The organism is Streptomyces sp. NPDC048590 (assembly GCF_043199535.1).
GTDB lineage: Bacteria > Actinomycetota > Actinomycetes > Streptomycetales > Streptomycetaceae > Streptomyces.
Window position 1 is genome coordinate 171,216 of sequence record NZ_JBICWC010000009.1, and the last position, 22,863, is coordinate 194,078.

18 protein-coding genes are annotated in these 22,863 nt (G+C 71.2%); 7 read left to right on the forward strand and 11 right to left on the reverse strand.

Annotated elements, in window-relative coordinates; translation table 11 throughout:
• Positions 1 to 321 precede the first annotated feature (321 nt).
• The 6 genes from whiA to uvrA form a co-directional block, all read right to left on the reverse strand.
• Entirely contained in the window at positions 322 to 1,311 is a 990-nt protein-coding gene (gene whiA / locus ACGFNN_RS25780; protein WP_362542869.1) for a DNA-binding protein WhiA, read from the reverse strand.
• On the reverse strand, positions 1,302 to 2,336 hold the full coding sequence (gene yvcK, locus ACGFNN_RS25785) for a uridine diphosphate-N-acetylglucosamine-binding protein YvcK (RefSeq protein WP_362542872.1): 1,035 nt from the start codon (positions 2,334 to 2,336) through the stop codon (positions 1,302 to 1,304). The genes whiA and yvcK overlap by 10 nt, the downstream gene beginning before the upstream one ends.
• The gene (gene rapZ / locus ACGFNN_RS25790; RefSeq protein ID WP_393559332.1) at positions 2,333 to 3,298 is read right to left on the reverse strand and encodes an RNase adapter RapZ; all 966 of its coding nucleotides are present in this window, start codon (positions 3,296 to 3,298) and stop codon (positions 2,333 to 2,335) included. The genes yvcK and rapZ overlap by 4 nt, the downstream gene beginning before the upstream one ends.
• Positions 3,295 to 5,358: an excinuclease ABC subunit UvrC gene (gene uvrC, locus ACGFNN_RS25795; RefSeq protein WP_393559334.1), complete on the reverse strand. Its 2,064-nt coding sequence runs from the start codon at positions 5,356 to 5,358 to the stop codon at positions 3,295 to 3,297. Before uvrC ends, rapZ begins: the two co-directional genes overlap by 4 nt.
• A gap of 119 nt (positions 5,359 to 5,477) precedes the next feature.
• A complete protein-coding gene (locus ACGFNN_RS25800; protein WP_393559336.1) occupies positions 5,478 to 5,906 on the reverse strand; it encodes a Rieske (2Fe-2S) protein in 429 nt (142 codons plus the stop codon).
• Positions 5,907 to 6,141: 235 nt separating this feature from the next.
• Entirely contained in the window at positions 6,142 to 9,159 is a 3,018-nt protein-coding gene (gene uvrA, locus ACGFNN_RS25805) for an excinuclease ABC subunit UvrA (protein WP_393559338.1), read from the reverse strand.
• A 175-nt stretch (positions 9,160 to 9,334) separates the two neighbouring features.
• Here uvrA and ACGFNN_RS25810 point away from each other — a divergent pair, with 175 nt between their 5' ends.
• Together ACGFNN_RS25810 and ACGFNN_RS25815 are read left to right on the forward strand one after the other, a co-directional pair.
• A complete protein-coding gene (locus tag ACGFNN_RS25810; protein ID WP_393559340.1) occupies positions 9,335 to 10,021 on the forward strand; it encodes a maleylpyruvate isomerase family mycothiol-dependent enzyme in 687 nt (228 codons plus the stop codon).
• Between the two features lie 10 nt (positions 10,022 to 10,031).
• Entirely contained in the window at positions 10,032 to 10,688 is a 657-nt protein-coding gene (locus ACGFNN_RS25815) for an MBL fold metallo-hydrolase (RefSeq protein ID WP_393559342.1), read from the forward strand.
• A 68-nt stretch (positions 10,689 to 10,756) separates the two neighbouring features.
• Here the strand turns inward: ACGFNN_RS25815 and ACGFNN_RS25820 are convergent, their stop codons facing one another.
• The 5 genes from ACGFNN_RS25820 to ACGFNN_RS25840 all read right to left on the reverse strand — a co-directional run bounded on the left by ACGFNN_RS25820 (position 10,757) and on the right by ACGFNN_RS25840 (position 17,836).
• Positions 10,757 to 11,767 carry a TerC family protein gene (locus ACGFNN_RS25820; protein WP_393559344.1) on the reverse strand — a complete coding sequence of 337 codons (1,011 nt, stop codon included), beginning with the start codon at positions 11,765 to 11,767 and terminating at the stop codon, positions 10,757 to 10,759.
• A gap of 265 nt (positions 11,768 to 12,032) precedes the next feature.
• A complete protein-coding gene (locus ACGFNN_RS25825; RefSeq protein ID WP_393559345.1) occupies positions 12,033 to 13,970 on the reverse strand; it encodes a TerD family protein in 1,938 nt (645 codons plus the stop codon).
• A 118-nt stretch (positions 13,971 to 14,088) separates the two neighbouring features.
• Positions 14,089 to 14,667, reverse strand: coding sequence for a TerD family protein (locus tag ACGFNN_RS25830; RefSeq protein ID WP_362542899.1), 579 nt, complete (start codon positions 14,665 to 14,667; stop codon positions 14,089 to 14,091).
• 131 nt (positions 14,668 to 14,798) lie between these two features.
• Positions 14,799 to 16,922 carry an excinuclease ABC subunit UvrB gene (gene uvrB, locus ACGFNN_RS25835; RefSeq protein ID WP_393559347.1) on the reverse strand — a complete coding sequence of 708 codons (2,124 nt, stop codon included), beginning with the start codon at positions 16,920 to 16,922 and terminating at the stop codon, positions 14,799 to 14,801.
• A gap of 38 nt (positions 16,923 to 16,960) precedes the next feature.
• On the reverse strand, positions 16,961 to 17,836 hold the full coding sequence (locus ACGFNN_RS25840) for an MHYT domain-containing protein (protein WP_393559349.1): 876 nt from the start codon (positions 17,834 to 17,836) through the stop codon (positions 16,961 to 16,963).
• A 214-nt stretch (positions 17,837 to 18,050) separates the two neighbouring features.
• Between ACGFNN_RS25840 and ACGFNN_RS25845 the strand changes: the two genes are divergently transcribed.
• The 5 genes from ACGFNN_RS25845 to ACGFNN_RS25865 all read left to right on the forward strand — a co-directional run bounded on the left by ACGFNN_RS25845 (position 18,051) and on the right by ACGFNN_RS25865 (position 22,819).
• Positions 18,051 to 18,923, forward strand: a complete 873-nt coding sequence (locus tag ACGFNN_RS25845) for a glycerophosphodiester phosphodiesterase (protein WP_393559350.1) — start codon at positions 18,051 to 18,053, stop codon at positions 18,921 to 18,923.
• A gap of 47 nt (positions 18,924 to 18,970) precedes the next feature.
• Entirely contained in the window at positions 18,971 to 19,516 is a 546-nt protein-coding gene (locus tag ACGFNN_RS25850) for a methylated-DNA--[protein]-cysteine S-methyltransferase (protein WP_393559351.1), read from the forward strand.
• A 104-nt stretch (positions 19,517 to 19,620) separates the two neighbouring features.
• Positions 19,621 to 20,907: an MFS transporter gene (locus tag ACGFNN_RS25855; protein ID WP_393559352.1), complete on the forward strand. Its 1,287-nt coding sequence runs from the start codon at positions 19,621 to 19,623 to the stop codon at positions 20,905 to 20,907.
• A 68-nt stretch (positions 20,908 to 20,975) separates the two neighbouring features.
• On the forward strand, positions 20,976 to 21,929 hold the full coding sequence (locus ACGFNN_RS25860; RefSeq protein WP_393559353.1) for a pseudouridine-5'-phosphate glycosidase: 954 nt from the start codon (positions 20,976 to 20,978) through the stop codon (positions 21,927 to 21,929).
• Positions 21,923 to 22,819 (forward strand): carbohydrate kinase family protein, encoded by an 897-nt coding sequence (locus ACGFNN_RS25865; protein ID WP_393559355.1) that lies wholly within the window; start codon positions 21,923 to 21,925, stop codon positions 22,817 to 22,819. Before ACGFNN_RS25860 ends, ACGFNN_RS25865 begins: the two co-directional genes overlap by 7 nt.
• The last annotated feature ends 44 nt before the right edge of the window (positions 22,820 to 22,863 follow it).

A 22,863-nucleotide genomic window follows, 5' to 3' on the forward strand; every position in this document is an offset into this window, starting at 1 on the left:
CGTGCCTTCCCTCCGTCCGCTTCCGGCCATGGCACGCCCGCCGGGAATCTCCCTGCCCGCACACGTCCGGGGTGTACGGACGATGAACCGCAGGGGCACGCTCAATTGTGCGGATCAGTACTCAATCGATAAAAGCACCCGGTCGCCCGCTGTTTTCGGTCGTACCCACGGTGAACTTCGGAAGCCGGGCCCGCTCATTCGTGCGGCCACGGAGCGCCCGGGCCATTCCGGAAACCTTTCGCCAAATTCGGGAATGGCCCCGCCCCACCGGGTTTACCCGGTGGGGCGGGGCCTCTCCTGTGGCACGGTGCCGGCCGGCTCTCAGCCCACCAGGCCGTCGGCCATCTCCTCGCTGAGGGTGGACTCCGTACCGGGGATGCCGAGGTCCTGGGCCCGCTTGTCGGCCATGGCCAGCAGCCGCCTGATCCGGCCCGCCACCGCGTCCTTGGTCAGCGGAGGGTCGGCGAGCGCTCCCAGCTCTTCCAGGGATGCCTGCTTGTGCTCCATGCGCAGCCGTCCGGCCGCGGCGAGGTGCTCCGGGACCTCGTCCCCGAGGATCTCCAGGGCGCGCCCCACACGGGCGCCTGCGGCCACCGCGGCACGGGCGGAGCGGCGGAGGTTGGCGTCGTCGAAGTTGGCGAGCCTGTTGGCGGTGGCGCGTACCTCCCGCCGCATCCTGCGCTCCTCCCACGCGAGCACCGCGTCATGGGCGCCGAGACGGGTGAGCAGGGCGCCGATGGCGTCGCCGTCACGCACGACCACCCGGTCCACGCCACGCACCTCGCGCGCCTTGGCGGCGATGGAGAGCCTGCGGGCCGCGCCTACGAGCGCCAGGGCGGCCTCGGGGCCTGGGCAGGTCACTTCGAGCGAGGAGGAGCGGCCGGGCTCGGTCAGCGAGCCGTGGGCCAGGAAGGCGCCCCGCCAGGCGGCCTCCGCGTCGCACGTGGCCCCCGAGACCACCTGCGGGGGAAGACCCCGGATGGGGCGGCCGCGGCCGTCCACGAGACCGGTCTGCCGGGCCAGCTGGTCGCCGCCCGCCACCACTCGTACGACGAAGCGGGAGCCCCGGCGCAGCCCTCCGGGCGCCATCACGATCAGCTCAGAGCTGTGCCCGAAGATCTCCAGGATGTCCCGCTTCAGCCGGCGAGCGGCGCTCCCCGTGTCCAGCTCGGCCTCGATCACGATCCGGCCGCTCACCAGGTGGAGCCCGCCCGCGAACCGGAGAATCGCCGAGACCTCCGCCTTTCTGCAGCAGGTCCGGGTGACGGGAAGCCGAGAGATTTCGTCCTTCACCGCTGGCGTCATCGCCATGGGCCGATCCTTCCATGCATCCGAAAAATACGGTCGTACGCGGCGGCCAACAGCTCCGGATCATGAATCGGAACGCCGTCGGGTGAGGCCACGGGGGCCAGCTCGACCGCGGCTCCGATCCGCTGGGCGGCATCGGCGAGGGACTCACGGTCAGGCACAGCGGCCTCGTCGGCCAGCACCACGTCCATGGCGAGTTTAGGGGCGTGTCGTCCCAAAACCTCCAAATGACGCTGCGGTGAGAAGCCATCTGTTTCGCCGGGCTGGGGTGCGAGGTTCAGCGAGAGCACCTTGCGCGCCTTCGTGGTCACCAGAGCATCGAGCAGCTCGGGCACCAGAAGGTGCGGGATCACGGACGAGAACCAGGAGCCGGGGCCCAGCACCACCCAGTCTGCGTCGAGGACGGCCGCCACCGCCTCGGGGACCGCCGGCGGATCCGCGGGGACGACGTGGACGGACTGCACCTCGCCCGGTGTGAGCGCCACCGTCGCCTGACCGCGCACGGTGACCGTGTCGCCGGGACGGCGCGGGTCATGCCCCCGGACGAGCGCCTGGAGCTCCAGGGGGACTGCGGACATCGGCAGTACCCTGCCGTGCGCCCCGAGCAGCTTCCCGACGAGATCGAGCGCCTGGACGTGGTCGCCGAGCTGCTCCCACAGGGCGACGATGAGCAGGTTGCCCACCGCGTGCTCGTGGAGGTCGCCCTTGGACTCGAAGCGGTGCTGGATAACCTGGGCCCAGGTCTGGCCCCATTCGTCGTCGCCGCAGAGGGCGGCGAGCGCCTTGCGCAGATCGCCCGGCGGGAGGACGCCGAGCTCTTCGCGGAGCCTGCCGCTGGAGCCTCCGTCGTCGGCGACGGTGACCACGGCCGTGAGGTCGCCGGTGATCCGGCGCAGCGCCGTGAGCGAGGCGGACAGGCCCATGCCGCCGCCGAGCGCGACGACCTTGGGCTGTGCGCCGCGCTTGCGGCCGGAGAGCGCGGCGGTGGCCCTGCTCAGTCGGCGCTGGCGCAGATTGCGGTTGGTCACTCGCGCCCCATGTCCCGGTGTACGAGGACGGTCTCGATCCCTTCGGTCGCCAGCCTGCGGGAGAGCTTCTCCGACATGGCGACGGAACGGTGCTTGCCGCCCGTGCAGCCCACCGCGATGGTCACGTAGCGCTTGCCCTCCCGGCGGTAACCCGCGGCGATCAGCTGGAGCAGCTCCGTGTACTGGTTGAGGAACTCCTTGGCGCCCGGCTGGTCGAAGACGTAGTCGGACACCTCTTCGTTGAGGCCGGTGAAGGGGCGGAGTTCCGGGACCCAGTGCGGGTTGGGCAGGAAGCGGCAGTCGACGACCAGGTCGGCGTCGACCGGGAGTCCGTACTTGAAGCCGAAGGACATCACCGTGGCACGGAGCTCCGGCTCCTCGTCCCCGGCGAACTGCGCGTCCATCTTGGCCCGCAGTTCGTGCACGTTGAGGCTGGAGGTGTCGATGACCAGGTCGGCGTCGCCCCGCAGCTCCCTCAGGAGGTCTCGCTCGGCCGCGATGCCGTCGACGATGCGCCCGTCGCCCTGGAGCGGGTGCGGGCGGCGGACCGACTCGAAGCGGCGCACGAGCGCGTCGTCCGAGGACTCCAGGAAGACGATCCGGCGGGTGACGTGCTTGGCCTCCAGGTCCGCCAGGGACTCCCGGAGGTTGTCGAAGAAGCGGCGCCCCCGTACGTCGACGACGACGGCGATCCGGGCGACATTGCCCTGGGACCGGGCGCCGAGCTCGACCATGGTGGGGATGAGCGCGGGCGGCAGGTTGTCCACGACGAACCAGCCGAGGTCCTCCAGGCACTTGGCCGCCGTGCTGCGCCCGGCACCCGACATGCCGGAGATGATCACCAGTTCGGGGATGGCGGGCGGGGTGGCCTCGGCCTTCTCCGTGGTGCTTGCCGTACTCACGTCTGCTGCTCCGTCTGCTCGACCGCGTTCGTCCTGCTGTTCATGCGGCTGTCCGGTCATGTCGTGCTGCCCCCGTCGTCCTCTTCGATGATCTCTCCTGTGGCCGTGTTCACGGCGGGTGCGGCCGGGGCTGCCGCGGCGAAGGCCGCGGCCACCGATTCCGCGGTCTTGCGCCCTATGCCCGGCACCTCGCGGATCTCGTCGATTGTCGCCTGCCTCAGCTTCTTCACGGAGCCGAAATGCTTGATCAGTGCCTGCTTGCGGGTCTCGCCCAGGCCCGGGACGTCGTCCAGGGGGCTGGTGCGGATGCGCTTGGCACGCTTGGCGCGCTGGTAGGTGATGGCGAAGCGGTGGGCCTCGTCCCGGATCCTCTGGAGGAGGTAGAGGCCTTCGCTGGAGCGCGGCAGCACCACGGGATCGTCGTCGTCGGGGAGCCAGACCTCCTCCAGGCGCTTGGCGAGGCCGCAGACGGCGATGTCGTCGATGCCCAGCTCGTCCAGGGCCCGCTTGGCGGCGGCGACCTGGGGCTGTCCTCCGTCGACGACGACGAGCTGCGGGGGGTAGGCGAACCGCCTCGGCCGGCCGTCGTCCTCGCGGGGCCCGTCCCCCGGGTCCGGCGTGGCGGGTTCCGCCGGTGCGGACGCCCCGGGGGAGGCGGCGTCCGAGGGGCCGGGGACGGGGCCGGTGGGGGCCGGGGTGTCCTCCCACTCCCCCGTGCGCTCCTTCTCCTGGAGGTAGCGCTTGAAGCGGCGGCCGATGACCTCGTGCATCGACCGGACGTCGTCCTGGCCCTCGAAGCCCTTGATCTGGAAGCGGCGGTACTCGCTCTTGCGGGCCAGACCGTCCTCGAAGACGACCATGGAGGCGACCACGTCGTCCCCCTGGAGGTGCGAGATGTCGAAGCACTCCACGCGCAGCGGCGCGGTGTCCAGGCCGAGTGCCTCGGCGATCTCCTCCAGGGCGCGCGAGCGCGTGGTGAGGTCGGAGGCGCGCTTGGTCTTGTGCAGCCCGAGCGCCTGCTGGGCGTTGCGCTGGACCGTGACCATCAGGTCCTTCTTGTCGCCCCGCTGCGGGATGCGCAGGCTGACCTGCGAACCCCTGCGGCCTGCGAGCCACTGGGAGACCGCGTCGGGATCCTCGGGCAGCGCGGGGACCAGCACCTCCTTGGGTACGGCGTCCCCCGCCTCCTCCCCGTACAGCTGCTGGAGGGCGTGTTCCACCAGGCCGGAGGTGTCCACGGCCTCGACCTTGTCGGTGACCCAGCCGCGCTGGCCGCGCACCCGGCCGCCGCGGACGTGGAAGATCTGGACCGCCGCCTCCAGTTCGTCCTCCGCGACCGCGATGAGGTCGGCGTCCGTCGCGTCGGCGAGGACCACGGCGCTCTTCTCCATGGCCCGCTTCAGCGCCTCCGCGTCGTCGCGGAGGCGGGCGGCGCGCTCGTACTCCATCTCCTCGGCCGCCTGCATCATGTCCTTCTCCAGGCGGCGGATGTACGTCCCGGTGCGGCCGGCCATGAAGTCGCAGAAGTCCTCGGCCAGTTCGCGGTGTTCCTCGGGGGTGACCCGTCCGACGCAGGGGGCGGAGCACTTGCCGATGTACCCCAGGAGGCAGGGCCTGCCGGTCCGCTCGGCGTTCTTGAAGACGCCCGCGGAGCAGGTGCGCACGGGGAAGACCCGGAGCATCAGGTCGACGGTCTCGCGGATCGCCCAGGCATGCCCGTACGGACCGAAGTAGCGCACGCCCTTCTTCTTGGCGCCGCGCATCACCTGGACGCGGGGGAAGTCCTCGTTCAGCGTCACGGCGAGATAGGGATAGCTCTTGTCGTCGCGGTACTTGACGTTGAACCGGGGGTCGAACTCCTTGATCCAGGAGTACTCCAGCTGAAGTGCCTCGACCTCGGTGGCGACGACCGTCCACTCCACGGAGGCGGCCGTGGTGACCATCGTGCGGGTGCGCGGGTGAAGACCGGCCAGGTCCTGGAAGTAGTTGGCCAGGCGCTGGCGGAGGTTCTTCGCCTTCCCGACGTAGATCACCCGACGGTGCTCGTCGCGGAACTTGTAGACCCCCGGGGAGTCGGGGATCTGTCCCGGCTTGGGGCGGTAGCTGGAGGGGTCTGCCATGTCTCACACCCTACTTGCGGGCGCTGACGGAGCGGGATCTCCGTGGCTGCCCGGACCGGGGACGGGCTCCCGCCGGGCGGTGCCACCGCGGGAGCCGCGACCGGGGCCGGGGCGCGCGGTCAGGCCCCGGGGCCTGCGACGAGTTTGCCGTTCTCGAGCTTCAGGGGGACCGAGGGGAGCGGCACGGTGGCGGGCCCCTGGACGGCCTTCCCGGTGGTCACGTCGAAGCGGCTGCCGTGGCAGGGGCAGTTGCCCTCCGTCCCCTCGACCTTGTCCAGGACGCAGCCCGCGTGGGTGCACTGGGCGCTGAACGCCTTGTACTGACCGGCGGCGGGGCAGCTGACCACCAGCCTCTGCTCCCGGAAGAGCTTCGCCCCTCCGACCGGCACCTCGTCCGCGGGGCCGAGCTCCACGGGCGCGGTGGGCGTCGGTGTCTGCGCGTGACCGAGCTTCGACTCGGTGGAACAGGCTGCCGCTCCCAGGCCGGCGACGCCGGCGAGTGCGGCGCCCTTCAGGACGGTACGGCGGGCGGCGGGCAGGCCGGACATGCGGTCTCCACTGGTCGGGGGCGGTCGGCCGCCGTCTCCGTCCGGGGCGGGTGCCTCGGAGGCGGGACACGGGCCGCACGGGACGGCAGGGGCGACAGACCCGACCATACCGGCGGAGAACACCGGGCCATCGACCGGCCCCGTCCGAGCAAGTGGGCGGTACCCGGTGCCGTGCGGGGCGGTCTCGGCGTCGTGCGGGTGCGCACGTGCCGGGGAGCCCCCCGCACGGTCGTGGTCAGGCCTTCCGCGCGCGGGTGGCCTTCTTCGCGGCGGGCTTCTCCGCCGCCTTCCCGGCCGTCCTGGCCGTCGCCGTCCTGCGGGCCGTGGTGGCCTTCGCGGCGACGGCCGCCTTCTTCGCCGGAGCCTTCCGGGCCTTGCGGGCCGCCGGGACGGCCGCCCCGCCGATCCGCTCCGCGCCCAGGACGTCCTGGAGGAACTTCCCGGTGTGGCTGGCTGGTACCGCGGCGATCTCCTCCGGGGTGCCCTCGGCGACGACGAGACCGCCGCCGCTGCCGCCTTCGGGACCCATGTCGACGACCCAGTCGGCGGTCTTGATGACATCGAGGTTGTGCTCGATGACGATCACGGTGTTGCCCTTGTCGACCAGGCCCGACAGCACCGAGATGAGCTTGCTGATGTCCTCGAAGTGCAGACCGGTCGTCGGCTCGTCCAGGACGTAGACGGTGCGGCCGGTGGAGCGCTTCTGGAGCTCGCTCGCCAGCTTCACCCGCTGCGCCTCACCGCCGGAGAGCGTCGGCGCGGACTGCCCGAGCCTGACGTACCCGAGGCCCACCTCGTTGAGCGTGCGCAGGTGGCGGGCGATCGTCGGCACGGCCTCGAAGAATTCGAGACCCTCCTCGATCGGCATGTCCAGCACCTCGGCGATGGACTTGCCCTTGTAGTGGACCTCCAGCGTCTCCCGGTTGTAGCGCGCGCCGTGGCAGACCTCGCACGGGACGTACACGTCGGGCAGGAAGTTCATCTCGATCTTGATCGTGCCGTCGCCGGAGCAGTTCTCGCAGCGGCCGCCCTTGACGTTGAAGGAGAAGCGGCCCGGCAGGTAGCCGCGCACCTTCGCCTCCATCGTCTCGGCGAACAGCCGGCGCACGTGGTCGAAGACCCCGGTGTAGGTGGCCGGGTTGGACCGGGGCGTGCGCCCGATCGGCGACTGGTCGACGTGGACGACCTTGTCGACGAGGTCGTCGCCGTCGACCCGGGTGTGCCGCCCTGGGACCGACTTGGCGCCGTTGAGCTCACGCGCCAGGTGCGTGTAGAGGATGTCGTTGACCAGCGTCGACTTACCGGAACCGGAGACACCGGTGACGGCGGTGAGCACACCGAGCGGGAAGGAGACGTCGATGTCCTGGAGGTTGTTCTCGCGCGCTCCGTGCACCGTGAGACGGCGCTTCGGGTCGACGGGGCGCCGGATCTCGGGCGTGCCGATCGACCTGCGGCCCGAGAGGTACTGCCCGGTGATGGACTCCTCGTTGCCCAGGAGTTCCTTGAGTGAGCCGGAGTGGACGACCTTGCCGCCGTGCTCACCCGCGCCGGGGCCGATGTCGACGACCCAGTCGGCCACCTTGATGGTGTCCTCGTCGTGCTCGACGACGATGAGCGTGTTGCCCATGTCCCGGAGCCTGACGAGGGTCTCGATCAGCCGGTGGTTGTCACGCTGGTGCAGGCCGATGGACGGCTCGTCCAGGACGTAGAGCACGCCGACGAGACCGGAGCCGATCTGGGTGGCGAGCCGGATGCGCTGGGCCTCACCGCCGGAGAGCGTGCCTGCCGCGCGGTTGAGCGAGAGGTAGTCGAGGCCGACGTCGACGAGGAACTTCAGCCGCTCGTTGACCTCCTTCAGCACCCGTTCGGCGATCTTCTTGTCGCGTGCGTTGAGCTTGAGACGGCCGAGGAATTCGGCGCACTCGCTGATGGACATCGCCGCGACCTCGGCGATGGACCTCTCCATCACCGTCACCGCGAGGACCAGCGGCTTGAGACGGGTGCCCTCGCAGGTCGGGCAGGCCACCTCGCGCATGTACCCCTCGAAGCGCTCCCGGCTGGAGTCGCTCTCGGCCTCCGAGTGGCGCCGCTTGACGAACTGGACGGCTCCCTCGAAGCGGGGGGTGGTGTAGGCGCGCTCGCGTCCGTACCGGTTGCGGTAGCGGACCTCGGTCTGGATCTTGTGGCCGTGGAGCAGGGCCTTCCTGGCCCGCTGGGGCAGCCCCGCCCACGGGATGTCAGTGCGGAATCCCAGGGCCTCGGCCAGGGCGTCGATCTGGCGCCCGAAGTACTCCTTGGTGTGCCCGTGCGACCAGGGGTGGATCGCACCCTCGTCCAGGGACTTGTCCTCGTCCGGGACGATCAGCTCCGGGTCGACCTCCATGCGCGTGCCGATGCCCGTGCAGTCGGGGCAGGCGCCGAAGGGCGAGTTGAAGGAGAAGGAGCGCGGCTCCAGCTCCTCGAAGGAGAGGTCGTCGTACGGGCAGTAGAGGTGCTCGGAGTACATCCGCTCACGCTCGGGGTCGTCCGCGTCGAGGTCGACGAAGTCGAGCACGACCATGCCTCCGGAGAGGCCGAGGGCCGTCTCGACGGAGTCGGTCAGCCGGCGCTTGGCGCTGTCCTTGACGGTGAGGCGATCGATGACCACCTCGATGGTGTGCTTCTCCTGCTTCTTGAGCTTGGGCGGCTCGGACAGCTGGATCGTCTCGCCGTCGACCCGGGCCCTGCTGTATCCCTTGGTCTGGAGATCGGCGAAGAGGTCGACGAACTCCCCCTTGCGCTCGCGCACCAGCGGGGAGAGGACCTGGAACCGGCTGCCCTCGGGCAGGCCGAGCACCTTGTCGACGATGGCCTGCGGCGACTGGCGCGCGATGGGCCTGGAGCACTCGGGACAGTGCGGCTTGCCGATCCTGGCGAAGAGCAGCCGGAGGTAGTCGTAGACCTCGGTGATGGTGCCGACCGTCGAGCGCGGGTTGCGCGAGGTCGACTTCTGGTCGATGGAGACGGCGGGCGAGAGGCCTTCGATGAAGTCCACGTCCGGCTTGTCCATCTGGCCGAGGAACTGGCGCGCGTACGAGGAGAGCGACTCGACGTAGCGGCGCTGGCCCTCGGCGAAGATCGTGTCGAACGCGAGCGAGGACTTGCCCGATCCGGAGAGCCCGGTGAAGACGATGAGGGAGTCACGGGGGAGATCGAGCGAGACGTTCTTCAGGTTGTGCTCGCGCGCGCCACGGACGATGAGACGGTCGGCCACGCCGGTCCGCACCTTTCTGGAGAGAAGTGGGGGAACTGAGCCCCTCTCCCAGGGTATGGGGGGCGCCACAGCGATGTACGAAGCTTTCGACTCCGAGCGTATAGCACGCACATTCGATTTACGTCGGGCTGAAGACTCCATCACCCGAAAGAGTGGCGGAGGCTACGCTCTGCCCATGACTGATCATGTGCGCGACCTGGAAGCTGTACGTGAAGCGACCGATCGACTGCTCGGTGCCATGGGCAAGTCCGACGACGGCGCCGTCGCGGAACCGTCGCTGCTCCCCGGTTGGAGCCGGGGTCATGTTCTCGCCCACCTGTCACGTAACGCCGACGCGCTCGTAAATGTTCTCCAGGGCCGCCCGATGTACGCGAGCAGCGAAACCCGGGACGCCGACATCGAGCGCGACGCGCCCCGCCCCCTGGCCACGCAGCTCGACGATGTGCGCGAGAGCGGGGCGGCCTTCCTGGCCGCGGCCACCGAGCCGGCCGACTGGTCCCGCACGGTGACGCTGCGCAACGGCGTGACGGACTCCGCCTCCCGGCTCCCCTTCCGCCGCCTGGTGGAGGTCGAGCTGCACCACGTCGACCTGGGGGTGGGGTACACCCTGGAGGACCTTCCGGACGAGTTCGTGACCCGGGAGAACGACTTCCTGGCCGAGCGCTTCGCCGGGCACCCCTCAGTCGCTCCCACGACCGCGGTCGCCCCGGACGGCCGGGTGTGGACCACAGGCGGCGGCGAGGGCGCCCCGGTCACCGTCCGGGGTACCGCCCCGGAGATCCTCGGCTGGCTCTGCGGCCGGCGCGACGGATCGGCACTCGCCGTGGAAGGCGGCACCCTTCCCGCGCTGCCCCCGCTATAGGCTCGGTGACATGACGTACAGCGGAACGGTCAAGGTCGGCGGACCCGCGGATGTGCACGAGCTGACGGATCTGATGATCTCCAAGGTCGCCGTCGGGCCGATGAACAACAACGCCTATCTGCTGCGCTGCCGGGCCACCGGCGAGCAGCTGCTCATCGATGCGGCGGCCGAGGCCCCGACCTTGCTGCGGCTGATCGGCGACGACAGCATCAGGTCGGTCGTCACGACGCACCGGCACGGTGACCACTGGCAGGCACTCGCCGAGGTCGTGGCGGCCACCGGGGCGCGGACGTACGCCGGGAGGTACGACGCCGAGGGCATCGGGGTGCCCACCGACGAGCCCGTGGATGACGGGGGCACGATCCGGGTGGGCGAGGTCTCCCTGACCGCCCGGCATCTGACCGGTCACACCCCGGGGTCCGTCGCCCTGGTCTACGACGACCCGCACGGCGCGCCGCACGTGTTCACCGGGGACTGCCTCTTCCCCGGCGGGGTGGGCAACACGCACGACGACCCGGAGGCGTTCGCGAGCCTGCTCCACGACGTGGAGACCAAGCTCTTCGAGCCGCTGCCGGACGAGACCTGGGTCTATCCCGGCCATGGTCACGACACCACGCTCGGGGCTGAGCGCCCTGAGCTGCCCCGGTGGCGCGAACGCGGCTGGTGAGCCGGCGAACGGCCGACGGCCGGGTGCCCCCCCCTTCGGGGCCCCGGCCGTCGCCGTGTGCGCCGGCGCTACTTCTGCGCGCCGACGTTCTCGCTTCCGTCCTTGCTGTCGCCGTCCTGCTCGGCCTTCTCCCGCTCGGACTGCTTCTTGCTGGCCATCAGGCTGGTGATCGTGGTGATCACCAGGACGGCGCAGATGAAGGAGAGGGAGAACGGGATGGAGATCTCCGGGACGTGCACCCCGGACTCGTGCAGGGCGTGCAGCACGAGCTTGACCCCGATGAAGCCGAGGATCACCGAGAGCCCGTAGCTGAGGTGGACCAGCTTCTTCAGCAGGCCGCCGATGAGGAAGTACAGCTGCCGCAGCCCCATCAGCGCGAACGCGTTGGCGGTGAAGACGATGTACGGGTCCTGGGTCAGGCCGAAGATCGCCGGGATGGAGTCCAGCGCGAACAGCACATCGGTGGTGCCGATGGCGAGCATGACCACCATCAGCGGGGTCATCACGCGCTTGCCGTTGTTCCGGATGAAGAGCTTGGTCCCGTGGTACCGGTCTGAGACACCGAAGCGGTGCTCGATCGACTTCAGGAGGCGGTTCTCCTCGAACTCCTCCTCGTCCTCGTCGGCCCGGGCCTCCTGGATCAGCTTCCACGCGGTATAGATCAGGAACGCGCCGAAGATGTAGAAGATCCACGAGAAGTTCGCGATGACCGCGGCACCGGCGGCGATGAAGATCGCCCGGAGCACCAGCGCGATCAGCACACCGATCAGCAGCACCCGCTGCTGCAGGTGGGACGGGACCGAGAACTTCGCCATGATCAGGACGAAGACGAAGAGGTTGTCGACACTCAGCGACTTCTCGGTGATGAAGCCGGCGAAGAACTCGCCCGAGGCCTGGCTCTCCCCGAAGAGGAGCAGGCCCAGCCCGAAGAGCACGGCGAGCGCGATCCAGACGACGGTCCAGATTCCGGCTTCCTTGGTCGACACGTCATGGGGCTTGCGCCCGATGAAGAAGTCGACGGCGATGAGGGCACACAGACCGAGAATGGTCAGTACCCAGAGAGTCCATGAAACGTCCACTGCGCCTCCGGCAGTTCGCTACGGCTATGGATCAGCGTCGTCGCTGCCGGAGGTCTCTTCCACCCGGGAGCGCGGGATGCGCGCCGGGCCGGCGCCCCGGGACCGGTCACAGTCCGTACTGACGGGCACGCCGCGATCGGGAGTACTCCCCTCCGCACCAAGAACAGTACAGGAAACACCAAGAGAAGGTAAAGCGCCTGCCAAGAGAGGCCCAAGGCCCCAGGTGGGTCCGGATGTGCGGCTGATCCGAACGGGTGTCACCCGGTCAGTGAGCACCCCCGCGCCGCGCCGCCGCCACCAGCGCGAGGACCTGCTCCAGGACGCGGCTCCCGCGAGGCGCCCGTAGCGGCTCGTACGTCCAGGCGTGACCCACCCAGGGGTCCGCGAGGTGGTCGTCCGCCACCGGGGTGATCCGCAGCAGTGACCGCCAGAGCGGGTCGAGCACGGGTCCGTAGGCGCGGGCGTCCTCCCGGTCGGCCACCATCAGCAGGTGCACACCGACGGCCGGCCCCTCGTCGGCGAGGTACCGCAGCTGGGTGACGGCCCTGTCGTCGAAGCCGTGCGGGAAGTCGTTGACGATCAGCAACTGCTCACCCGTGTCGAGGTCCGGCGGCAGGGCGTCGGAGGCGCGTGCCCTGACCGCCATCTGCACGAGGTCGACGCGCCGGGTGAGGCCGGCCAGGACCGAGGACACGCCCTCCGCGCCGGCGGCGGGCGGGCCGGCGAGCGCGCCGGAGGCGACCAGGGGCGCCAGGGCGCCCGCGGCGGACCCGGCCGGGTCGATGACGTGTACGGAGAACTCGTCGGCCGGATACACGGCGAGCAGGCGCGTGGCGAGCGCGACCGCGGTCTCCATCGCCAGTCGGCGCAGTTGGTCCCCGGACGTCTCGGCGGCCGCCTCGGATGCGGTACGGCCGCTGTCCAGCCAGATCCCGCGTTCCAGGGGAAGGCGCACCAGCAGGGGGATGCGCAGGCCCGCGTCCTCCGGCAGGTGGAGGTCGCCGATGCGCATGGCCATCGGGATCTCCATCGGGACCCGGTACCCGTGCCAGACGGGGTTGTCCCAGGCCGCGTACGCGGCGGGCAGGGCCGGCTCGACCACGGCGGACTCCGCGGCGAGCTGGGCGAGATCGCGGTCGAGCGCCTCGCGTGCGCGGCCGGTCAGCTCGTCCCGCTTGGCCCTCGCCTCCTCGCGGGCCCGGTCGCCGGCCCCGCCGATACGGCTGCGGGGGTCGGAGAGGGTCCGGTCGAGTTCCTGGTCCATCCGGGACTCGGCGAAGTCCACCGCGCTGCGGTAGGCGGCCACCGCGCGGGCGAGATCCTCGAACATGCCCCAGATCTGGTTGTAGAGGCGCTCGTCCATGGACCAGCCGGTGGCGTCACCAGCCACGGGCTGCGCCGGCTGCCCGGGGGCGGCCGGCGGGGCCGTGGGAGGCGGCGGGGGCGGGGCGGTGGTCTGGCGGCGGGGGTGCGCGTAGTCGATCGGCCCTCCCGGCGTGACCCCCGGGGGCACGGGCGCCGGGTCGCCCGGCGGCTGCGGGGACGGCGCGGGTGGCATGCCGTCCCCGGCGGCGGTGGAGCCCGCCGGGGTCGCGGGGTTGCGTGCCCGGTCCAGCTCGGGGGTGCGGGGCGGGGGCGTCACGGCGCGGGCCTGTCCGGCGGCGACGGCCTCCTGTATCGAGGCGGCCACCTCCACGGCACGCACCACGCCCTGGTCGGCCAGCATCCCGGCGAGCCCGCCGGCGTACCCCTGGCCGACGGCGCGGACCTTCCAGGCACCCTGCCGCCGGTAGAGCTCCAGGGCCGACACGGCGGTTTCGGTGTCCAGGCCGGTGAGTGTGAAGGTGGCGATCTCGGTGCCGTCGAGCCCGGTCACGGCGACGAAGGGCGCGGCGACCGCGCCGAACCGGACCGGCCTGCCCGCCCCCGTGGGCAGCGCGAGGAGCACGGTGACGCGGTGCACCTCCTCGGGCAGGGCGTCCAGGTCCACGGCGAGGCGGTGGTCGGCCGCGGCCTGGCGGGACACCTCGAGGCCGGGCAGGCGGGGGGATCCGGGATGGGCGACCCACTCCTCGCCACGGACGGCGCCCCGCTCGTCCCCGAGGGTGGCGCCGGCCACGACGGGAGAGCCCGCCGAGACCCTGATCCCCAGACGGGTCTGGGGCAAGGCGTGGTTCTGCCCCCGGACCAGCTCGGCCGTCATCGCCCTGTCCCCTCGTTCGGTGTGGTGCCCTGTCCATGGACGCAGCTCCCGGCGGCCGTGCCTCCGGGAGCTGCTCGTGCGGTGGTGCGGACCCGGGGGTGCCCCGGGTCCCGTGTGCCTACAGGTGCGGCAGGATCGCCGGCATCAGGTCCTGGAAGGTCCTGCCGTTGGCCGGGTTGCCGAGGGCCGTCATCTGCCATCCGCCGCCGGAGCGGTGCACCTTCGCCATGATCTGCGCGGTGTACTGCCCGCCGCCGTCCAGCGTGTACCGGGCGAGCTCCTGGCCGTTGGTCTCGTCGACGATGCGGCAGAAGGCGTTCTGCACCTCCTGGAACGTCTGGCCGGTGAAGGAGTTCACCGTGAAGACGATCTGGTCGATGTGGACCGGGACGCGCTGCAGGTCGACGAGGATCGCCTCGTCGTCGCCGCCCGAGCCGGCGCCGCCGACCAGGTTGTCGCCGGTGTGCTTGACCGAGCCGTCGTCGCTGACGAGGTGGCGGAAGAACACGACGTCCACGGGCTGCTTGTCGGCGAAGAGGACCGCCGAGGCGTCCAGGTCGATCTCCCGGGTGCGCGAGCCGAACAGCCCGCGACGCGGAGCCGCCTGCCAGCCGAGTCCCATCCGTACCGCGGTCAGGGTCCCCCCGTCGCTCTTCTGCAGGCTGATGGCCTGGCCCTTGGTCATGTTGACCGTCACGCGCTGTCCCCTCTCCGCTTGCCCCGCAACCATCGGTGTGCGGTTTCCCCGCACCCTACGCAGTCCCCGGAGCCGGGAAGGAGTGATGGGCCCATTTTGTGTCGGTCCTGCAACACTGCGCGCCCCACGGGTCAGGCGAGCCCCGCCTCCCGCATCTGACGCAGTTCCTTCTTGAGCTCCCCCACCTCGTCGCGGAGCCGTGCGGCCACCTCGAACTGCAGGTCGGCCGCGGCCGCCCGCATGCGGTCGGTCATCTCCTCGATGATCCCCGCGAGCTCCGCGGCCGGCCGGTCCGTGACCGCCACGGCGCCCTTCTTCTTCCCCTTGGCCGCCGGGGCGGCCTGGGCCCCCAGGGAGGGGACGGGCGCCTTGGTGTCCTTGCCCTGCCGGTAGCCGGTGCCGAGCAGCTGCTCGGTGTCGACCTCCTCACGGGCGATGGAGGCGACGATGTCGTTGATCTTCTTGCGGAGCGGCTGCGGGTCGACCCCCCGCTCGGTGTTGTAGGCGATCTGCTTCTCACGGCGGCGGTTGGTCTCGTCGATCGCCTGGGCCATCGCCGGGGTGACCTTGTCGGCGTACATGTGGACCTGACCGGAGACGTTACGGGCGGCACGTCCGATGGTCTGGATCAGAGAGGTGCCCGAACGCAGGAAGCCCTGCTTGTCGGCGTCGAGGATGGCCACCAGCGAGACCTCCGGGAGGTCGAGGCCCTCACGCAGCAGGTTGATGCCGACCAGGACGTCGTACTCACCGGAGCGCAGCTCACGCAGCAGCTCGATGCGGCGCAGGGTGTCGACGTCGCTGTGGAGGTAGCGGACCTGGATGCCGAGCTCGAGGAAGTAGTCCGTGAGGTCCTCGGCCATCTTCTTGGTGAGGGTGGTGACCAGGACGCGCTCGTCCTTCTCCGTCCGCTCGCGGATCTCGTGGACCAGGTCGTCGATCTGGCCCTCCGTCGGCTTGACGACGACCTCCGGGTCGACGAGCCCGGTGGGCCGGATGATCTGCTCGACGAAGCCGTCGCCGCGCGACATCTCGTACTTGCCGGGTGTGGCGGAGAGGTAGACCGTCTGGCCGATCCGCCCCAGGAACTCCTCCCACTTCAGCGGGCGGTTGTCCAGGGCGGAGGGGAGCCGGAAGCCGTGGTCGACGAGGGTCCGCTTCCGGGAGGCGTCGCCCTCGTACATCGCGCCGATCTGGGGCACGGTCACATGCGACTCGTCGAGGACGAGCAGGAAGTCCTCGGGGAAGTAGTCGAGGAGGGTGTTGGGCGCGGTACCGGGCGAGCGGCCGTCGAAGTGCATCGAGTAGTTCTCGACACCGGAGCAGGTGCCGATCTGGCGGAGCATCTCGATGTCGTACGTGGTGCGCATGCGCAGCCGCTGGGCCTCCAGCATCTTGCCCTGCTTCTCCAGCTCGGCCAGGCGCTGCTCCAGCTCCTTCTCGATGCCGCTGACCGCCTTCTCCATGCGCTCCGGCCCGGCGACGTAGTGGCTGGCCGGGAAGACGTGGAGCGCGGGGTCCTCGCTGATGACCTCGCCGGTGAGCGGGTGGAGGGTCGACAGCGCCTCGATCTCGTCGCCGAACATCTCGATGCGGACGGCGAGCTCCTCGTAGACCGGGAAGATCTCGATGGTGTCGCCCCGGACCCTGAAGGTGCCACGGGTGAACGCCAGGTCGTTGCGGGTGTACTGGATCTCGACGAACCGGCGCAGCAGCTGGTCGCGGTCGATCTCGTCGCCGACCTTGAGCTGGACCATGCGGTCCACGTACTCCTGGGGGGTGCCCAGGCCGTAGATGCAGGAGACGGAGGCGACCACGACGACGTCGCGCCGGGTGAGCAGGGAGTTCGTCGCGGAGTGCCTGAGCCGCTCGACCTCCTCGTTGATCGAGGAGTCCTTCTCGATGTAGGTGTCCGACTGCGGGACGTACGCCTCGGGCTGGTAGTAGTCGTAGTACGAGACGAAGTACTCGACGGCGTTGTTCGGGAGGAGCTCGCGGAACTCGTTGGCCAGCTGGGCGGCGAGCGTCTTGTTCGGCGCCATCACGAGGGTCGGGCGCTGCAGCTTCTCGATCATCCAGGCGGTCGTCGCCGACTTGCCCGTACCGGTGGCGCCGAGCAGGACGACGTCCTTCTCACCCGCGCGGACACGCCGGTCCAGCTCGGCGATCGCCGTGGGCTGGTCGCCGCTGGGCTGGTAGGGACTGATGACCTCGAAAGGCGCCACCGAACGTTCGATCTTCGAGACTGGCCGCATGCAACCACGGTACGGCCACCCACTGACAACGGCGTCGGTCAGCGGTCCCGGGGCTGCCTGTAAGCCCTGCGCGAGGCGGTCTCGTAGAGCGGCGCGTGCCCGCCGCGCACGGGGATCGAGGTCATCCGCCCTCCCCCGCGCCGGGGGTCGTGGCCCGGACGCCGGCCCGCCCCTTCCGGGGAGCCGGTCACCATCAGGGGGTCGATCATCAGGACCACGGCGGCGAGGAGCAGGAAGCAGCCGGGGCCGATCATCAACGGCAGCAGGAGCGAGGTGGGTTCCTCGGCGGGCGGTGCCGGGGCGGTGTCGGGGTGGATGTGCACCTGGAGGGCGGCCATGCCCGTGTAGTGCATCCCGCTCACCGCCACCCCCATGACCACGCTGGCGCAGAGGCTGGGCAGGAAGCCGTGGACGGAGACGGCGGCCCAGAGCGCGGCGGTCGCGGCCACCACGGCGATGACGACGGAGAAGGCGACGGTGAGCGTGTCGTACTCGAACCTTCCGTCGAAGGTCATCCCCGCCATGCCGAGGTAGTGCATGGACGCGATGCCGAGACCGGTGATGGTCCCGCCGGTGACGAGCGCCATGCGGGTCGCGCCGCGGTAGCCGACGAGGAAGATGCCGATGCCGACCATCAGCACGGCCACGCCGAGGCTCGCGTAGGTCAGCGGCCTGTCGTAGCCCACGGGTGCCTCGCGGACGGTGAAGCCCAGCATCGCGATGAAGTGCATCGTCCAGATGCCGGATCCGATGGAGGTCGCCCCCAGGCCCAGCCAGCCGGCTCTGGACGCCCCGCGCGTACGGAGGGACCGCCTGGTGCACCGGAGACCGAGAGCGGCACCGAGGCACGCCATCAGAAAGGCCGTGACGGGTGTCACGAGGCCGTAGGTGAAACCGTCGACTGTGCCCTGCATGCTGGTATGCCCTTCGCGGTGTGCCCGGGTTCGGGGTGACCCTAAGGGGCAAGGCCCGGCAAGCAAACGTACGAACGGCATTTTATCCGCCTTCGGGCCCTCCTCCGCCCAGGTCGCCGACAGTCCGTTCACAACATGGCCACCATCGTCCACCCCCGCGTTGGGCATCGGATGCGAACCTCTCCGTGTCCGTATCCCGATGCCAGGAGTACACGTGTCCGTACGCACAGCATCCGTCTCCGTCGCCGTCGCCATCCTCGTCGGCGCCTGCGTGTCCGCCCCCGCCGCCCAGGCGCAGGCCCGGCCCTCCCAGGACTCCCCCGTGGTCTACGCCCACCGCGGCGCCTCCGCCTACGCGCCGGAGAACACCCTGGCGGCGGTGGACGCCGCCGACGACCTGGGCATCGACTGGGTGGAGAACGACGTGCAGCTCACCAGGGACGGTGTGCTGGTCGTCGTGCACGACACCACTCTCGGCCGGACCACCGACGCCGAGGAGGTCTTCCCCGACCGGGCTCCCTGGGCGGTGAAGGACTTCACCGCGGCGGAGATCGCGAAGCTGGACGCGGGCAGCTGGTTCGACGCGCGGTTCGCCGGTGCCCGGGTCCCGACCCTCACGCAGTACGTGCACCGCCTGGAGCGCAACCACCAGAAGCTGCTCCTGGAGATCAAGAGCCCGGAGATCTACCCCGGGATCGAGAAGGAGACGCTGCGCGTCCTTCGTGAGGAGGGGTGGCTCGACCGGAATCACGTCAGGCGCGGCCTGATCGTCCAGAGCTTCGGTGCAGAGAGTGTGAAAACTGTCCACGCCCTGCGTCCGGACGTCGTGACGGGCTTCCTCGGCACCCCGGCGGTGGCCGACCTCCCGACGTACGCGGCGTTCACGGACCAGATCAATCCGTCGTACACGTCGATCGACGCGGACTACGTCGCGGCGGTGCGGAAGCTGAAGGGCGCACACGGAAAGCCGCTCCAGGTGAACACCTGGACGGTGAACACCGCGGCGGACGCCTCCCGGGTGGCCGGCTTCGGCGTGGACGGCATCATCACCAACACCCCCGACGTCGTCCGGGACGCCACCCGCTGAGAGCTCGCGGGTGCGGCGTTGTCGGTGGGCCGCCGTACGGTGGTCGCATGGGGAACGGTGAACTGGTCGTGGAGTGGTCCGTGGTGCAGGGCGCCATCGGCCCCCTGCTGCTGGCCGCGACGCCCACCGGGCTGGTGAACGTGGTCTTCCACGCGCGCCCCGCGGTCCGGGACCGGGCTCTGGGACGGCTGCGCGACCGGCTGGGCGCGGAGCCGGTGGAGGCTCCGGGCTCCACCCTGCTGGCCACACCCGAGCAGCAGGTCGCGGCGTACCTCGCCGGGGAGCTGCGGGAGTTCTCCCTCGCTCTGGACTGGTCGCTGATCTCCGGCTTCCACCGCGCGGTGCTCCGTGAGCTGGCCGCGGGGGTCCCCTTCGGGACGGTCGTGGGCTACGGGGACCTGGCGCGCCGTGTGGGCCGGCCGGACGGGGCCCAGGCCGTTGGGGCGGCCATGGGTTCCAATCCGCTGCCCGTGGTCGTCCCCTGCCACCGGGTGGTGGAGAGCGACGGCGGGCTCGGCGGGTTCGGCGGCGGGCTGGAGACCAAGCGGCAGCTGTTGGCGCTGGAGGGGATACTCCCGCAGCCGCTGTTCTGAGCACCGCCGGCTTCCCGGGCGCGTCCCGGGAGCCGCCGGCGGAGGCCGGGAACGACTGAAAAGGCCCCGTTCCGTACGGGCGTGCGAGCTGGCACACTGCGCCGGTGACGAATGCCCTCCCCGCCTCCCGTCTCACCGCCGCGGACCTTCCGGCGCTCCGGCGCAGGACCTCCGCCGTGCTCATCGGCAGCCAGATCCTCGGCGGGCTCGGGGTGGCGATCGGTATCGCCCTCGCACCCGTCCTGGCCGCCGAGGTGAGCGGCTCCGAGGCCCTGTCAGGGCTCGCCCCCACCGCCTCGGTGACGGGCACGGCGCTGCTCTCCCTGCCGCTCGCCGCGCTGATGACCTCGCGCGGCAGGCGCCCGGGTCTGGTCCTCGCCTACCTGATCGGGGCCCTGGGCGCCTCCCTGGTGGTGACGGCGACCGTGGTGGACAGCTTCCCGCTGCTCCTCCTCGGGATGGCGGGGTTCGGCGCGGGTTCGTCGGCCAACCTCCAGGCCCGGTTCGCCGCGGCCGACCTCGCCGAACCGGACCGGCGGGCACGGGCCATCTCGACCGTCGTCTGGGCCACCACCATCGGTTCGGTGCTCGGCCCCAACATCGCCTCCCCGGCGAGCCGGCTCTTCCGGGGAACCGCCGTCCCCGAGACCGCGGGACCGTTCGCCTGGGCGGCCGGCATCTTCCTGCTCACCGGTGTCCTGGTCTCCGTACTGCTGCGCCCCGATCCGCTCCTCACCGCGCGCGCCCTCTCACCCGAGGACACCACGACCGCCTCGAAGCGTTCACTGAGGGCGGGTCTGGAGGCCGTGCGAAGCTCGCCCATGGCCCGGCTGGCGCTGGTGACCGTCACCGTGTGCCACACCGCGATGGTCTCCGTCATGGTGATGACCCCCGTCCATCTGGGGCACCACGGAGCCGGCATCCAGCTGATCGGGCTGGTCATCAGCGGGCATATCGCGGGCATGTACGCCTTCTCCCCGCTGATGGGCCGGATCGCCGACAAGGCGGGCCGGCTCACCGTCATCGGGCTCGCCGCGGGGCTGATGTGCTGCGCCGCCGTGCTCGCGGGCACGTCGGGTGGCGCGCACGCGAGGACCGCCGCGGGCCTGTTCGTCCTGGGGCTCGGCTGGTCGGCGGGTCTGGTAGGCGGTTCGGCCCTGCTCACCGAGTCGGTCCCCCAGTCCTCCCGGGCCGCCGCGCAGGGGCTGTCCGACCTGGCGATGAACACGGCCGCGGGGGTCGGCGGGGCGATGGCCGGGGTGATCGTCTCCCATCTCGGCTACGGGTGGCTCAACGCGTCGGCGGCCTGCCTGCTGCTGCCGATGGCCGCGCTGGCCCTGCGCCGGTCACTCGCCCGCCCCGCGCCCGGCAAGGACGCCGCGGGCGTCTGAGGGGGCGGTGTCCCGTCCCGGCGCGGCCTCCGGGTTTGGGGGCGGTGCGCCGGCGACAGGGATGGGGCATGCCTCAGAATCCATCGGCACGTCCGTCATGGGAAACCGGTCGCCACCCAACCGTTGTCTCCGAGGAGGTGCGGGAGGCCCTCGAAGAGCAACGGCCCCTCGTGGCACTGGAGTCGACGATCATCTCGCACGGCCTGCCACGGCCCCGCAACCTCGATACCGCCCGGGAACTGGAGGAGCTCGTACGGAAGGCGGGGGCCACCCCCGCGACGATCGCGGTGCTCGACGGGCGTGCCCATGTGGGCCTGTCGGCCGACCAGTTGGAACGTGTCGCCGAGGATCCGGGGATGCGCAAGCTGGGCCACCGGGATCTCGCGCCCGCCCTGGCCCTGGGCGCCAGCGGGGCCACCACCGTGTCCGCGACCGCCTTCCTCGCCGCACGGTCCGGTCTGGAGGTCTTCGCCACCGGCGGGCTCGGCGGCGTGCACCGCGGGTGGACCACGACGCAGGACGAGTCGGCGGACCTCCGGCTCCTCGCGCGGACCGGGATCACGGTGGTGTGCGCCGGCGTGAAGTCGATCCTCGACGTGCCCGCGACCCTGCAGCGGCTGGAGACGCTCGGTGTCGGTGTGCTCGGTTACGGCACGGACCGTTTCCCGGGCTTCTACCTCAGCAGTTCGGGCGAACCGGTCGACTGGACGGTCCGTACGCCGCGGGAGGTCGCCGCCGTGATCCGGGCCCGGCGGGAACTGGACGGACCGCCCTCGGCGCTGATCGTCGCCAACCCGGTACCCGAGGACGAGCAACTCGATCCCGCGCTGCACGACCGTGCACTCGCCGGAGCCCTGGAGGCGTGCCGGGAGAACGGCGTCACCGGCCAGGCCGTCACCCCCTTCCTGCTGGAGCACCTGACGCGGGAGACCGGCGGCGCGTCGCTGGAGGCCAATCTCGCGGCCGTACGCGGAAACGTGCGCCTCGCGGCTCTGATCGCCGCGGAGTGGGCCCGGTGGTGAACCGGGGCGGCCTTCTCGTGGTCGGGGAGGTGGTCACCGACGTGGTCGTACGGCACGGAGCGGCGCCCGCGCATGGCACGGACACGCCCGCGAGGATCACCACGACGCCGGGCGGTTCGGGCGCCAACGTGGCGTGCTGGGCGGCGCGTTCGGGCTGCGCGGACGTGCGGCTGCTGGCCAGGGCGGGGGCGGACTCCGCGGCGTGGCACCACGAGGCGCTGGTCCGGGCGGGGGTGCGGCCGCTGCTGCCGGTGGACGGGACCGCCGCCACGGGCACGGTGGTGGCGCTGGTCGACGCCTCCGCGGAGCGGACGTTCCTGACCGACAGCGGGGCGGTCCTGCGTCTGGCCCCGGAAGACTGGTCACCCGCCCTGCTCCGGGGCGTGGCACGCCTGCACCTGTCCGGCTACCTCCTCTTCGGTCCGGTGAGCAGACGGACTGCGTCGATCGCGTTGCGGGAGGCTCGGCAGCGGGGAGTCGCGGTGAGCGTGGATCCCGCCTCGGCCGGTTTCCTCTCCGGGATGGGCGCCGGCCCCTTCCTCGACCTCGTCGAGGGGGCCGATCTCCTGCTGCCCAACGCGGACGAGGCGGTCGAACTGACCGGCCTGCCGGATCCGGCCGACGCGGCGGCGAAGCTGAGCCGGCACGTCGCCGGAGTCGCTGTCACGCTCGGGGACCGGGGGGTCGTGCTGGCGGCGGGCGGCACGGTGACCGCCCGCCTGCCCGCCGTGCCGGTCCCCGCCCCGGTCGACTCGACGGGTGCCGGTGACGCCTTCACCGGCGCCTTCCTCGCGGCGCTCCTGGCGGGCGCGGACGAGGTCGCGGCCGCGGAGGCGGGCTGCAGGGCCGGCGCGGAGGCGGTCGCCACGGTCGGCGCCCGGCCGGCCTGACGACGGCGGGGTCCCGTGGCGCCCGCTGTGCGGCACGGGGCGTC

What these genes read in the sequence shown, in the direction of transcription:
- whiA (WP_362542869.1), bottom strand. Translation starts at nt 1,311, where the DNA reads ATGGCGATGACGCCAGCGGTGAAGGACGAAATCTCTCGGCTTCCCGTC.
- rapZ (WP_393559332.1), bottom strand. Translation starts at nt 3,298, where the DNA reads ATGACCGGACAGCCGCATGAACAGCAGGACGAACGCGGTCGAGCAGAC.
- uvrC (WP_393559334.1), bottom strand. Translation starts at nt 5,358, where the DNA reads ATGGCAGACCCCTCCAGCTACCGCCCCAAGCCGGGACAGATCCCCGAC.
- ACGFNN_RS25800 (WP_393559336.1), bottom strand. Translation starts at nt 5,906, where the DNA reads ATGTCCGGCCTGCCCGCCGCCCGCCGTACCGTCCTGAAGGGCGCCGCA.
- ACGFNN_RS25810 (WP_393559340.1), top strand. Translation starts at nt 9,335, where the DNA reads ATGACTGATCATGTGCGCGACCTGGAAGCTGTACGTGAAGCGACCGAT.
- ACGFNN_RS25815 (WP_393559342.1), top strand. Translation starts at nt 10,032, where the DNA reads ATGACGTACAGCGGAACGGTCAAGGTCGGCGGACCCGCGGATGTGCAC.
- ACGFNN_RS25825 (WP_393559345.1), bottom strand. Translation starts at nt 13,970, where the DNA reads ATGACGGCCGAGCTGGTCCGGGGGCAGAACCACGCCTTGCCCCAGACC.
- uvrB (WP_393559347.1), bottom strand. Translation starts at nt 16,922, where the DNA reads ATGCGGCCAGTCTCGAAGATCGAACGTTCGGTGGCGCCTTTCGAGGTC.
- ACGFNN_RS25840 (WP_393559349.1), bottom strand. Translation starts at nt 17,836, where the DNA reads ATGCAGGGCACAGTCGACGGTTTCACCTACGGCCTCGTGACACCCGTC.
- ACGFNN_RS25850 (WP_393559351.1), top strand. Translation starts at nt 18,971, where the DNA reads ATGGGGAACGGTGAACTGGTCGTGGAGTGGTCCGTGGTGCAGGGCGCC.
- ACGFNN_RS25860 (WP_393559353.1), top strand. Translation starts at nt 20,976, where the DNA reads ATGCCTCAGAATCCATCGGCACGTCCGTCATGGGAAACCGGTCGCCAC.